Below are 13,305 nucleotides of genomic sequence, written 5' to 3' on the forward strand. Positions count from 1 at the left end.
AAGAAATCCGCAGATCGCGTTGGCGATCGTGGATCGAAAGAGGTTTTTGCCGTGGCGCTCCATTCCCTTCAGGGCCCGTTGGACCGAATGATCGACTATATGAGCGATGCTCAACGAATCAATGAGGTTATTCAGGAGCGGCTTCAGCAGACTACCGCAAGCCGCAGAGCCAAGGGAAAAACTGGTGGTGGCCAACCCGGCAGGCAGCATTCATCGCTAAACAGGGCGGTCGTGGTGGCCGCAGTCGGCGCCTTGGAAGCCTTCAATGAAGATCTTGCTTTGACCGCGCAGCCACTCGATCCGCAGGCGACTCCGCCTGCGGCCTGGTACCAAATTGACGGCAAGAACGGGATGGTGCAAACGCCGAGCCCATACAATCTGCGCAAGCTTTACTGGACATTTTTCCGATACGACCCGACGGCCGATTGGGATTGGACTGTAGAGGTTTCACCTGCCGAGCTAGGAACAGGTAGCGCCTGGCGCATCGGCGCCAAGAGGTATCGAGGGACGGACGCATCGTCATTCTTGGATGCAATGGTCAAGGTTCGCCACGGCTTCGCTCACCAGGATAAGGCCCAGAAACCTCCCGCCTACGCGGGCATCGTAACGCTTACCCCGACCGGTAGGATCTCCATTCACTCGCATCATGCAGCAAACGCCCTCAGCGTGCTACTTCAATTCGCAATCCTCACAACGCATGGACTGGCAGATAGGCTGTCGGTGCCGGGACGATTTCGCTGGTCGGCAAAGATGAACACGGCGAGATGGCAGATCTTACTCGCGGACACACCTGCAGGCATGATGGTGAGGAGTAATTGGAAGAATGCACCCGAGTTTTAGTTTCGCTTAGCATGTAAAGGACTTCTTTGATCAGCCGGTTTCCGTCAAGGCGAACGGGATCTACCGCCACCGAAGGAGTACATCCGTTACGCCGGATGAATGACCTAAATCGCGATTATGACGGCGCAACCGAGGCTACGAGCGGCGGGGCTGACCCACAGGCATTGTCAACACCCTGCGCGCCGCGGACCACGCTGGCTGCTACGGCCTCGTCGCGACCTATTCGGGCGTGGTCGTGGATGTCTCGGGCAGACAGGCCCGCTGTTGGAGTCTGCGCAGTACCCAGCGGCGCCACATCAGACGGCGCAGTCCGAAGCGGTAGATGATTGCGCACTCCATGCGCGCGACGATGGCGTTGATCCCGCGAGGGCCGAAGTCGCCGAGCAGCATCTCGGCGCTCTTGGTGATGGGTGGCTGCTGCCAGGCGATCGCGCAAGCGGGTCCGACCAGAGGGTTGATGTCGGCGAGGCAGGCGTCGAAGACCTCGCTCATGGCGCGACTCTCTGCGGCGATCCACGCGCGAGACTCGGCGAGTTGCTCCTGCAGGGTGTGGCCGCGGTCGGCCAGGGCGGTGAGGGTGGCCGCGTCGTCGCTGGTCCGGCGGCGGATGCGGTAAGGGTATTCAGCCCAGGCGACGAGGGTGCGCACGGCCTGGGCATAGCGTTCTCGGCGTGCCGTGGCATTCGCCCGGGTGTTGCCGAGGATGACGCTGATCAGACCGGCGACCACGCTGGAGCCGAGGACGGCCAAGGCGATGGTGATAGTAGGCGGCTGGGCGGCGGCGGAATCCACGGCCTGCGCGAGCGTCGTTAGATCCGTGACCACCGGCCGATCTCCTTCCGCATCGCGGTCGTGGCGATCCGGTGTGGAGCCTGCCGGTCATCGCCGTGGGGGGCATCCTCGCACGGCCAATCGCCGCTGCGCCGCCACGCCTCCTCGAAGATCAAATGCCGGTGCACGAGCGTGACCAGAGGCTCCAGTCCATCTTCCGGAAGCCACCGCAGCGCGGGATCGTCACGGTCGTACTGCAGGCAGAGATCCCCGAGCTGCAGGTTACGGTGCTTGAAGGAACGGTCGCCGCCCGAGCGCGGGTAGGCGTACACCTGGTCGCCGGGCGGCAGGATGACCAGCCGGATCCGCTCGACCGGGTAGCCGTCGGCGGCTAACGCGGGAAGCGGTAGCAGGGTCAGCTCGAGGCGAGCCCCGCCGAGCGCGGTGGTGTGGCCGGCGGCCTGCGCCACGCCGAACACGTCGGCGTGGCACAGGAGGTGGTCGGCCGCCGCAGCGGGATCCTGCAGAACCGCCGTCACCGGGTACGCCATGACCTCGCCGGCCGGTTGGTCTGCGCACCGCGCTGCGAGGTCACGGCCCGGCCGGCGGAGGTGATGCTGCCCGCGCTCAGCGCGGCTAACGCCTGCGCGGCGGGCTGAGCGGTCGGAGCGGGGAACGGCTCGCCGAACACCGTGTGCCAGATATCGATCGCGGCCTGATGGTCGCCGTCGACGGCGAGCCGCCGCGCCTCGCGACCTCGCTTGGCCGCGAGGCCGAATGTCTGGCTGAACCGCAACCGCTCGCCCGGTGTCCAGTCCTTGGCGAGGTCGTCCACGCCGGTCGGGTCGTACACCTTGCCCATGACCGCCTCGGCCGCGTACTCGAGCGCGGTCACCGTGGCGGCGGCGTGGGCCAGCTTCTTCGTGATCGCCGCGTACCACAGGGACTCGATGACCAGGCCAGACAGTTTCTCCAGCGTGGGCTGGTTGGTCTTGAAGGACTTGCCCATCCGAACCTGGTGCACAAAGGCACCGACGGTGGCCAGGTTACGTTCCCGGACCACCCGCCGCAGGGTGCGGGTGTTCGACCACTCCCACCGGTCGAGGTCACGGTCGGCGATGAACACACCCTCCTCGGTGTCGCCGTCCTCGAAGGCCGGCACCAGGTCGAACGTGAAGGTGCAGTCCGCGAACGTGACCTGCAGCGCGTGGGCAGGCTGCTTGTCCTCGTCGAAACGGGCGTCGGGCCAACGAGCGGCGACCGCCTGGCGGATCGCCGCCATCGAGGCGGCCGGGCCGCCCTTGCCGGCGCCGAACCACCGCTGCCGGTGATCCTCGGCCAGCAGGACGATCATGTCGACGTCCTTGAGCGGCTTGAGCATCGTCTTGCGGGCGAAGCTGCCCTGCAGGAAGGTCGACGAGGCGATGCCCGCCTCCGTCAAGACCTCGGTGACCTCCTGGTGGCGGCGCTGAGCCTGCTCCAGTTCCCGCCGGTCAAGGTTCAGCGCGACGTCGAACTCGCCGAACGCCTCCCCTGTGGTTCGCGGTGCCATGTACACACATCCGTTCTGACCCGCCGTTCCGTGGCGGAGTCGTCGTGGCCGGCAAGACCTGACCGCACAGCGCGGTCGGCCCTCGGCTCCAGTCCTTCGGATCTTACTTAATTTTTCCACGCTATGTTCCGCATATTCTTCCGTGTCGGAAGGGTAATGTTCGGCGCGTCAGTCCGGCCTTACGCCGCGAACCGACCAGAATCGGATGCAAGATCAAGGACGGAGGAGACACAGTGAGCGCGCCGGGGTTCCAGGGGGCACGCCTGCGGATGGCTAGGGAGCTAGCCGGATTGAGCCAGGCGCACCTCGCTGGGCAGGTAGTCGTCTCAGCAGCCGCTGTCAGCCAGTTCGAGAGCGGCGCAGCCCGGCCCAGTCCCGAGACGCTCAACGTCCTGAGCGTGACACTCGACGTGCCGGTCGAGTTCTTCCACCAGCCCCTCGTGGAGACCCACGAGGGATTCTTCCGATCGCTGCGCCGCACCGCGGTCGCCGATCGGCGCCGGGCGCGTGCCGTCGCCCACGTCGCCCACGACCTCGCGGTCCACGCCACCGCCGCCGGGCAGTTCCCCAGCGGAGCCGTCCCGCAGATCCGAATCAACAGCCTCGATGCCGCCGGCGAGGAGATCGAGCGCATCGCCGGGCAGGTCCGCGAGGAGTGGAAACTACCCCCCGGACCTATCGGCAACGTCGTGGACCTCCTCGAACACCACGGCGTCGTCGTCATCCGCCTTCCGCTAGGAAGCACCGACGTCGACGCGTTCTCCCTGCCATTCAACGACCACCCGGTCGTCGTACTCGGCACGGACAAGAACGACCGCGCCAGATCACGCTTCGACGCCGCCCACGAACTGGGCCACCTCGTGCTCCATGGCGAGCAGATCTGGGGGGTCAAAGAAGTCGAGAAACAGGCACACACGTTCGCCGCGGCGTTCCTCATGCCTGCCGACGAGATCGCCGACCAGCTGCCCAACACTGTCGACTGGTCAAGACTGTTCGAACTCAAGCGCTACTGGCAGGTCTCGCTGGCCGCGCTGCTGATGCGCGCCCGCACGCTCGGCCGCATGAGCGAAGGCACCTACCTAACCGCAATCAAGGCCGCCTCGGCTCGCGGATGGCGACGGGTCGAACCAGTCCCGCTCGGCACCCCCGAGCGCCCCTGCCACCTCCTGAACTTCCTCACCTCGACCGCGAGCGGAACCGCCCGCCAACAGATGCCCACCGCTGTCATCTCCGCACTCGCCGCAGCCGCGTAGCCGCGCGGTCACTGACCAACCGGCCCGTCAAGGGCGCACCCACCGGACCAACGACGAACCTGGCGTGGTCTATCGTCCACACCGATTTACCCTCGACGGCGCCGCCAACCAGGCGCCCTCGCGCGGGCCGAGCCGGACCGAGTGACCGATCGAGGTGGCCAGCGTCGTCCATCATGTTCACCATGGAGTTGAGACCGCCCGCGCAGAGCGACCGCCGGCAAGGACTGAGCAAGACCGCCGAGATGGTGGTCGCCGCGATCCCTGGTGTTGGCGGGCCGCTCGGGGTTGCGCTCGCCGACGTGCTCGTGCGAAAGCACAACCGGCGCATGGAGGAGTGGCTCACCGACCTGGCCGTCGCCCTGCATGAGCTGAAGGAACGCGTGGGCGACTTCGAGCACCTCGCGGACAACGAGGCGTTTATGGACGCAGTGTCGGCGGGAACCCGGATCGTCGAACGGAGTCGCCGAGAGAAGCGCGAGTTGCTCCGCAACGCGGTGCTCAATACTGCCCTTGCTGGCGACCCGAACGAAGATCAACTGCATGTCTTCTTTGATCTAGTCGATCAACTCCCGCCAGTTGCACTGCGTTTGCTCAAATTCTTGGCAGACCCTCAGTACCGCGAGGAAATCGTCGGCAACGAGCAGGATTTCTTGGAATCCGAGTTGGTGCTTGTCGCCGATATCGCGCATCGGTTTTCGCCGGGGCAGCCACCAGGCTACGACAGCGGCGACGCGGAGGTGCTCCTGGAGAAGCAGTGCGAGCGCCTCAGGGACGAGGGACTGCTCGACGTCGGCGCACTCAGCGAAGCCGGGTACAACAACGATCACCGATACTTCGCCCACCATGTCCGGCTGGACGCGGTCACGCGGTTCGGTCGATCCTTCCTGGCCTTCATCGAAGATCCACGCGACCAAAACGCCTGAACAGGGCGCTGGCGGGTTGACTGCGAGATTCTTGATGCCGTCCAGCGTGAGGCTCCCGAACCGCCACCACGCCGCCGAGTCGGCAAGAGTGCCGTCCAGCCGGCCTGCTGGACGCTTCTCTTGCTGCATCGACCGGACCGCAGCGCACGCCAGATGTTGCGGTCCAACGATGCAGTCAAAAACACGCGATGCCCTGGGACCGGGAGCCGATACGATCGATGGACGTTATCGCGCATCCGCACTCTGAGCAGGCCAGAGGCCTTGCCCGCAAATCTTCAGCAACCGATCACAGCAGTGCCGCCCTGCGACCAATTGTCGATCCACGGGAAGTAAGAATCCGCAGGTCAACGGCCTGCGGCTACGCAATTAGTAGCTGATTAGGAAACCGATGCTCTATCCCCTGAGCTACGGGGGCGCGAGGGCACAGTCTAGCGACATGGGGTTCACCTGGGGTGGCAGGGAGTAGGCGACGTTCACCAACGTTCCCCGGACCGCCGTTCTCCCAGCCCACGACCACACGCCGAGCACACGAAACCCGGTTTGCGACCGGCGGTCGGCTGCGGTGACCCGCGTTGGCACCGGTTCGCCCAGGTTGGCATTCGCTGGAGAGCACACACCGCGCACACCATCGATGATCAAAGACGTTCCGTCCATACACGCCGTCAGAGGGCCACGGGGCGCTAACCCCGGGGCGCTCGGACTCCGCCGTGATACCGACTACTTCGTTCCCCACCGAGCGTCCGCTCATGCCGATGTGCGCTCATCTGATCATTCGGACGTGGTCGCATCGAAACAGTCGTGTCGCCGATCACCGTCGGACCCCAGCCTGACCGAGCGCGAGGCCGACAACCGAGACCACCGGATGAACGGCGGCCGCGAGCCAGTAGCCGACGTGCGTGCTGTTCGGGACGTTGCGATAGCAGCGTTGGCCAGCGATGCAGTGGCCGATCGTGCTTCCTCCGGCCACCGGAGAGTGCTCGTGTGGCTTGTTCGGGTCTGCCGGTCGCGGGGCGCGGCCCGGATTGCAAGCAGGCGATGTAAGCGCCCCGGCTGGCGCGGCACCAGTGCCGTTGCACCATAGTCAGATAATCTTTATATTGGCGATCATGTCGAAGGCCATGCGAGAACCGACGTTCTGGATCCTTACCGCACTGGTCGATCAACCACGACACGGGTACGGCGTGATCCAGACGGCCGAGGCGCTCTCCGAAGGCCAGGTCAGGTTGCAGGCCGGCACCCTCTATGCGGCGCTGGACCGGTTAGCCGCCCAAGGACTGGTCGCGATCGACAGAGAGGAGACCGTTGAAGGGCGTCCTCGGCGCTACTACCGCCTCACCGACGGCGGCGCGGCGGCACTCGCCGAGGAGACAGCGCGATTGGCCCACAACGTTCGCACCGCATCGCGGCGGCTGAACGCCACGCGGCCTGGCCCGGCGTTCGCATGAGCCGCCGCCTCGCCACCGGATATCGCCTGCTGCTGCACGTCTACCCGAAGGGCTCACGTCGCGGAGAACTGGCAGACACGCTGCTCATGGCCGCCGAGGCCGGACACGTCCGGCCCGGCCCTATTGAGACGCTCAACCTGCTTCGGCAAGGCATGCGGGCCCGACTCGGTCGCCCACTTAGCAGAGGCGTGGTCGTGCTGGCACTCTTCGCCTCAATTTTCTCCGGTTTTCTGAGCGCGTCGCTGGCGAACCGTGTTGGTTGGGAGGCGGCGCCGGCGCTTCCAACCGGCGCAGCGTGGACTCAGCTCGCCCAGATGCTCACCCCAGGCTTATCGGCACAGTCGTACGGAAGGTCGGACGTCCCCTTCCGCAACAACGGTGGTGAGACCGATGCGGCGTCGGTCAGCTACCTCACCGATCGAACGCCTGCGACCGAGGACGTCGATGCCTATCTAGCCGGCCTGCAGCAACGCCTGGAGGCGGCCGGCTGGCGCGTCACCGACACCTACTCGACCAGCCCGACCGACATCGAAACCGGCGCCCGGCAAAACAACTCGCAGGCGTTGACCGCACGCAACGGCGCACTCGTGCTGTCGTTCGAGGACTACTTCGACGCAGCGTCCGCCGAAGGCGGGCTCAGGGTCTCGATCTACCGGGCGGAACCGCGGTGGCTCACCGGTTCGACGCTCGCCGTCGGCCTGCTCGGTATGCTGGCCGGCTGGCTGCTAGCCGGCTGGGCCAGCCGCCGTCTCGAGCACCGTCCGTGGGTCGCTGCTCTCGCGGCCACCGCCGCCATTGGCGGTCTCGTCTTGCTGATCCCCGCCTGGCTGCTCGGTAGTCTGCAATTCGTGGGCACACTGTCCGACACGGCCGTGCCTGACTCGCCGTTCTGGCGTGGCCTGGTGCCCACCGACGAGTTTGGCGGCATGGCCTACCCCGCCGGGGCGGCGATAACAGCAGCCATCGCCGTGGCCGTGCTCTGCCCGCCCCGCCCCGGCCCGGCCCGCACTCGCCACCGACCCGGGCTCAGCCAGTAATCTGACCCACGAGGCCAACCTCGACCAAGATCAGAAGTAGCCGCGATGATGCTGCCATCCGAGCCACAGGTCCCCTCGAGGCTGCGGCATCGGTGCCGCGTTGGTCGGCGGTTCTATGGCCGGGAGTCTCATCCGGGATCCTGGGCTGCGAACCGCCGCTGGCGGTAGAGGCGTCGCGGCCCGGCAGCTACCAAGACGCCGTGGCGTAGGGCAACGATTCGGTCGGGGCGGCAGGCGTGGATGCCACTGGCCTGTCGGATGTCGCCGATCCGCAGCAGCGGTGAGAGACTTCCGGTCGGGTATCAGTAGTGGGCGAGTGGCTGTGGTGGGTCCAGCCGAGGACGCACGCCCGTCAGAGGTGAAGGATCCTGTCGTGATCCTCGTCGTACCAGACCCTGCAACGCTGGACCCGCACCGTTCCAGCTGATCTTCGGCAAGCGATCGCAGCAACGCCGCACAGAATCTGGGCCGGCACCTGGGCCGACGATTTCACCACCGACGCCAACATCAACCTCCAGGTCGCCGGCGGCAACATTCTCGACCTCACCGATGCCATGCAGGGCTACTTCAACCTGATCCTCGGCCAGCTCGCACACTGGCGCACCAACGCTCGCAACCTGTACGGCGGTGGGGGGCGGACTGGTTGCTCTACCCGTTGCTGGAGTACTACCAGGCCACCGGGGACCGGACGTTCCTGGTTGAGAAGCTGGGACCGGCGCTGATGGAGCTGGCGCTGTTCTACGAGGACTTCCTGACCCGCACCGACTCGGCCGGTCGCGTGGTGTTCGTGCCGTCGTTCTCGATGGAGAACTCGCCGGCCAGCACGAACGTCCTGCTGGCGATCAACGCCACCGGTGACATCCAGGCCGGCAGGCACGCCCTGCGGGCGGCTGTCGAGGCCGCCAACACGCTCGGTGTCGAACAGGGCGCCGGCCAAGGCGTCGCACGTTGGACGGCCCTGTTGGCGAAGCTCCCGCCCTACACCACCAACGGCAGCGGCGCCCTCGCCGAATGGTCCTGGCCGGGCCTGACGGATCGCTACAACCATCGGCACGTGCATCACCTGTACGGCGCGTGGCCCCTGCACGAGATCAATCCGGAGGAGGCTTTCGGGCTGGTCACCGCCGCGCTCAGGGCCCTGGCGCTGCGGGGTGACGAGAACACCTCCGCGCACGGCAGCCTGCATCGAGCCCTCGCCTACGCTCGACTCAAGGACGGTGCCGGCGTCTACAGCAACCTCCGGAAGATCATCGGCAACAACATGCTCTTCCGGTCGCTGATGACGGCACACAACCCGAACCTGGAAACCTACAACGCCGATGCCGCCAACACGCTGCCGGCAGTGCTCAGCGAAGCGCTCGTGTACACCAGGCCCGGCATCATCGAGCTGCTGCCCGCCGTGCCCAGCCAGCTCGCCAGGGGCACCATCACCGGGGTCCGCGGACGCAACCAGGTCCGCATCCACAGCCTCACCTGGGATCTTCCTGGCCGCTCGGTAACCGTGGCACTCACCTCGACGATCACCCAGGCGATCACCCTCCTCAGCCGGCGCGGGATGGCATCCATCACCACGTCCGCGACTGTCACCTCCTCGCCGCTCGGCCCGAATGCCCGGGTGATCTCGTTGACGGCCGGGCAACAGATACAGGTCGTCGTCGGTCTGCCGGCCGCCGCCGGCGGCGTACGACTTGTCAACCGGCGCAGCGCAAAGGTGCTGGACGTCAGCGGCGGCTCCACCACGGACGGGGCAACTGTCATCCAGTGGCCGTGGACTGGCGCGACCAACCAGCAGTGGCGGCTGCTGCCCAACAGCGATGGCTCATTCCGGCTGCCCGGTGTCAAGAGCGGGAAGGTCCTGGACAGTCCAGGTGGCTCGGGCCAGGGCGCGGCACTCGTGCAATGGGCCGACAACGGCGGACGTAACCAGTGGTGGAATCTCGTACCGGCGACGACCAGCGGGTACCACCGGCTCGTCAACGTGAGCAACGGATGGTGTGTCGGGGTCGAAGGCGGCTCCACCGCGGACGGCGCCAGGGTGGTCCAGCAACCGGTCAGCGGCGAGATCAGCCAGGAATGGCAGATCCTTGATGCCTGAGCCAGGAGGTCAGCGGCACCGGTCGCAGCGGCTCCGGGCGACGGGCCGCTGGGACCGGCCCGGCCAGAGGACACGTCTGACCTTTAGGGGCGTACCCGTCAGTCGACCGCCTCTTGCGCGCCGACTCCGCAGGGGCGATGACGCGACCGGAGTGAGCTGGTTTCACGAGCTGCGGACGGTCGGGGCGACAGCATCGCCGGTGGCCCCACCGCAACGCATTGACCATCCTTGATTTCGATGCTTAACATATTACGTCTGATGAATGGTGTACGCCGTAACACCCTCGAAAACTCAGGCGACGTCCTCGTCAACGTGGGGCCGCCGCTGCATCGCTGGGCTGCGTGAAGGAGACAACATGTCTGAAGTGACACGGAGAAGACTCCTCGGCGCCGGGGCGGCTGGGGCTGGTGTCATGCTGCTGCCGGCGGGTTGGACCGCAGCCGCTCGGGCCGGGTCGACCGCACCCCCACAGGTGCTGGCAGCCAACGACCTGGCGCTGTGGTACGACGAGGCGGCGGGTACGGACTGGTTACGGGCTCTGCCGATCGGCAACGGTCGGTTGGGCGCGATGGTGTTCGGGAATGTCGACACCGAGCGGCTACAGCTCAACGAGGACACCGTGTGGGCCGGCGGCCCGTACGACTCGGCCAACACCCGTGGTGCGGCCAACCTGGCGGAGATCCGGCGGCGGGTCTTCGCCGATCAGTGGACGCAGGCGCAGGATCTGATCAACCAGACAATGCTGGGCAGTCCGGTCGGGCAGTTGGCGTACCAGCCGGTCGGCGACCTGCGGCTGGCCTTTGGCAGTGCCAGCGGGGCGTCGCAGTACCAACGGACCCTCGACCTGACCACGGCCACCACTACCACCGGCTACGTGCTCAACGGGGTGCGCTTTCAACGTGAGGTCTTCGCGAGCGCACCGGACCAGGTGATCGTGATGCGGTTGACCGCTGACCGGGCTAACGCGATCTCGTTCACCGCCACGTTCGGCAGCCCGCAACGGACGACCGTGTCCAGCCCGGACGCCGCCACGATCGGCCTCGACGGTGTTTCCGGCAACATGGAGGGCATCACCGGGCAGGTCCGGTTCCTTGCTCTGGCCAATGCCGCGGTGAGCGGCGGTACGGTCAGCAGTTCCGGCGGCACGCTGCGGGTCTCCGGCGCGACAAGCGTCACCCTGTTGGTGTCGATCGGATCCAGTTACGTCAACTACCGGACCGTCAACGGCGACTACCAGGGCATCGCGCGGCGGCACCTCGACGCGGCCCGCGCCGTCGGCTTCGACCAGTTGCGCAGCCGACATGTGGCCGACTACCAGGCGCTGTTCAACCGGGTGTCGATCGATCTGGGACGCACCACGGCGGCCGACCAAACCACCGACGTGCGGATCGCGCAGCACGCGAGCGTCAACGATCCGCAATTTTCCGCGCTGCTGTTCCAGTACGGTCGCTACCTGCTGATCTCCTCCTCACGGCCGGGCAGCCAGCCGGCGAACCTACAGGGGATCTGGAACGACCAGATGGCCCCCTCCTGGGATTCGAAGTTCACAATCAACGCGAACCTGCCGATGAACTACTGGCCGGCCGACACCACCAACCTGGCGGAGTGCTACCTGCCGGTCTTCGACATGATCAAAGATCTGACGGTGACCGGCGCCCGCACCGCTCAGGCGCAGTACGGCGCAGGGGGTTGGGTCACCCACCACAACACCGACGCGTGGCGCGGCTCGTCAGTGGTCGACGAAGCCCTGTGGGGAATGTGGCAAACCGGCGGGGCCTGGCTGGCCACCATGATCTGGGACCACTACCAGTTCACCGGGGACATCGAGTTCCTACGCGCCAACTACCCGGCGATGAAGGGCGCTGCCCAGTTCTTCCTCGACACGCTGGTCAGCCACCCGACGCTCGGCTACCTGGTCACCAACCCGTCAAACTCGCCCGAGCTGCGTCATCACACGAACGCCAGCGTGTGCGCGGGGCCGACGATGGACAACCAGATCCTGCGTGACCTGTTCAACGGCGTCGCACGGGCCTCCGAGGTCCTCAACGTGGATGCCACCTACCGCGCCCAGGTACTAACCGCCCGGGACCGGCTGCCACCGACGCGGGTCGGGTCCCGCGGCAACGTCCAGGAATGGCTCGCCGACTGGGTGGAGACCGAACGGACCCACCGGCACGTCTCCCACCTGTACGGGCTGCACCCCAGCAACCAGATCACCAAACGCGGCACACCACAGCTGCACCAGGCCGCACGACAGACCCTGGAACTGCGCGGCGACGACGGCACCGGCTGGTCACTCGCCTGGAAGATCAACTACTGGGCGCGACTGGAAGACGGCACCCGCGCCCACAAGCTCCTCCGCGACCTCGTCCGCACCGACCGGCTCGCACCGAACATGTTCGACCTGCACCCGCCCTTCCAGATCGACGGCAACTTCGGCGCCACCTCCGGCATCGCCGAAATGCTGCTACAAAGCCACACCGGCGAACTGCACCTCCTGCCCGCCCTACCATCCGCCTGGCCAACCGGGCAGGTCACCGGGCTCCGGGGCCGCGGCGGACACACCGTCGGCGCCACGTGGAGCAGCAGCCGAATCGAGCTCGTCGTCGTTCCCGACCGCGCCGGCCCCATCCGCGTTCGCAACCGGATCTTCGCCGGCACCTTCGAACTGCGCGACGAGACGAGCGGCAGCGCCGTCCAGCCGACGCGGATCGAGGCCGATCTCGTGGAGTTCACCGGCCAGGCCGGCCACACCTACCGCGCGTCCGGGGTCAACTCGGGGCCGGTCGAGGTCGGTGCGTACTACCGGCTCGTGGCCCAGCACAGCAGCAAGGCCGCCGACATCAACGGTGCGTCCACCGCCGCCGGCGGCTTGCTGATCCAGTGGCAGAGCGGCAGCGGGCAGAACCAGCAGTTCGAGTTTGTGCCGGCAGACGCGGGCCACTTCCGGATCAGGGCGCGGCACAGCGGCCTGTTCCTGCAAGCCGCCAGCAACAGCACCGGCGCCGACATCACCCAGCAACCCGACGCACCCAACGCCGCCACTCAGCAATGGCGGGTCGACGACCAGGGCGGCGGGGTGGTCAGACTCATCAACCGGCAGAGCGGTCTGGCGATGGACGTTTGGCAGGCTTCGACCGCCGACGGGGCCCGCATCTCCCAGTGGACACCCGGCACCGGCGCCAACCAGCGATTCAAGCTCCAACGAATCTAGGACCTGTTTCGTCAGGACTGGCCGGTCTACGGGGGGCCCGACGACGACCGGCGGCGTTGCGGTTTCGTCCGGATACGACACGCCGCGACCCTGGGCGCAGACCGGCGAGGGAGCGATGGCAACGGCAGGCATCAAGGAGGTGGCGCGGCACGCCGGGGTGTCCCTCGGCACCGTG

At 66.6% G+C, this 13,305-nt stretch carries 10 protein-coding genes; 7 read left to right on the plus strand and 3 right to left on the minus strand.

The features are described 5' to 3' along the window. The first annotated feature begins 51 nt into the window (after nucleotides 1-51). Nucleotides 52-840, plus strand: coding sequence for a hypothetical protein (locus AB0A95_RS31330; RefSeq protein WP_357559336.1), 789 nt, complete (start codon nucleotides 52-54; stop codon nucleotides 838-840). Nucleotides 841-1,059: 219 nt separating this feature from the next. Here the strand turns inward: AB0A95_RS31330 and AB0A95_RS31335 are convergent, their stop codons facing one another. Genes AB0A95_RS31335 through AB0A95_RS31345 form a run of 3 tightly spaced genes read right to left on the minus strand, consistent with a single transcriptional unit; the run spans nucleotide 1,060 to nucleotide 3,163 of the window. Next, a complete protein-coding gene (locus AB0A95_RS31335) occupies nucleotides 1,060-1,665 on the minus strand; it encodes a hypothetical protein (RefSeq protein WP_357559337.1) in 606 nt (201 codons plus the stop codon). Beyond that, nucleotides 1,650-2,150, minus strand: a complete 501-nt coding sequence (locus AB0A95_RS31340; RefSeq protein WP_357559338.1) for a hypothetical protein — start codon at nucleotides 2,148-2,150, stop codon at nucleotides 1,650-1,652. Before AB0A95_RS31340 ends, AB0A95_RS31335 begins: the two co-directional genes overlap by 16 nt. Further along, nucleotides 2,147-3,163, minus strand: a complete 1,017-nt coding sequence (locus tag AB0A95_RS31345; protein WP_357559339.1) for a nucleotidyltransferase — start codon at nucleotides 3,161-3,163, stop codon at nucleotides 2,147-2,149. Before AB0A95_RS31345 ends, AB0A95_RS31340 begins: the two co-directional genes overlap by 4 nt. 233 nt (nucleotides 3,164-3,396) lie before the next feature. On the opposite strand from AB0A95_RS31345, the gene AB0A95_RS31350 reads away from it, so the two are divergent. From AB0A95_RS31350 to AB0A95_RS31375, 6 genes are all read left to right on the plus strand, one after another. Further along, complete coding sequence (locus AB0A95_RS31350) at nucleotides 3,397-4,416, plus strand: XRE family transcriptional regulator (RefSeq protein ID WP_357559340.1); 1,020 nt, start codon at nucleotides 3,397-3,399, stop codon at nucleotides 4,414-4,416. 173 nt (nucleotides 4,417-4,589) lie between these two features. Continuing rightward, complete coding sequence (locus AB0A95_RS31355) at nucleotides 4,590-5,339, plus strand: hypothetical protein (protein WP_357559341.1); 750 nt, start codon at nucleotides 4,590-4,592, stop codon at nucleotides 5,337-5,339. A gap of 1,106 nt (nucleotides 5,340-6,445) precedes the next feature. Beyond that, complete coding sequence (locus AB0A95_RS31360; protein WP_239559670.1) at nucleotides 6,446-6,784, plus strand: PadR family transcriptional regulator; 339 nt, start codon at nucleotides 6,446-6,448, stop codon at nucleotides 6,782-6,784. After that, nucleotides 6,781-7,821: a hypothetical protein gene (locus AB0A95_RS31365; RefSeq protein WP_357559342.1), complete on the plus strand. Its 1,041-nt coding sequence runs from the start codon at nucleotides 6,781-6,783 to the stop codon at nucleotides 7,819-7,821. Before AB0A95_RS31360 ends, AB0A95_RS31365 begins: the two co-directional genes overlap by 4 nt. 643 nt (nucleotides 7,822-8,464) lie before the next feature. Further along, on the plus strand, nucleotides 8,465-9,916 hold the full coding sequence (locus AB0A95_RS31370) for an RICIN domain-containing protein (RefSeq protein WP_357559343.1): 1,452 nt from the start codon (nucleotides 8,465-8,467) through the stop codon (nucleotides 9,914-9,916). 355 nt (nucleotides 9,917-10,271) lie between these two features. Further along, nucleotides 10,272-13,130, plus strand: a complete 2,859-nt coding sequence (locus AB0A95_RS31375) for a glycoside hydrolase N-terminal domain-containing protein (RefSeq protein WP_357559344.1) — start codon at nucleotides 10,272-10,274, stop codon at nucleotides 13,128-13,130. The last annotated feature ends 175 nt before the right edge of the window (nucleotides 13,131-13,305 follow it).

The organism is Micromonospora sp. NPDC049230, assembly GCF_040647875.1.
Classification (GTDB): Bacteria; Actinomycetota; Actinomycetes; order Mycobacteriales; family Micromonosporaceae; genus Micromonospora.

Coding starts and splice junctions, on each gene's coding strand:
- AB0A95_RS31360 (WP_239559670.1), top strand. CDS start 6,446: ATGTCGAAGGCCATGCGAGAACCGACGTTCTGGATCCTTACCGCACTG.
- AB0A95_RS31355 (WP_357559341.1), top strand. CDS start 4,590: ATGTTCACCATGGAGTTGAGACCGCCCGCGCAGAGCGACCGCCGGCAA.
- AB0A95_RS31375 (WP_357559344.1), top strand. CDS start 10,272: ATGTCTGAAGTGACACGGAGAAGACTCCTCGGCGCCGGGGCGGCTGGG.
- AB0A95_RS31345 (WP_357559339.1), bottom strand. CDS start 3,163: ATGGCACCGCGAACCACAGGGGAGGCGTTCGGCGAGTTCGACGTCGCG.
- AB0A95_RS31365 (WP_357559342.1), top strand. CDS start 6,781: ATGAGCCGCCGCCTCGCCACCGGATATCGCCTGCTGCTGCACGTCTAC.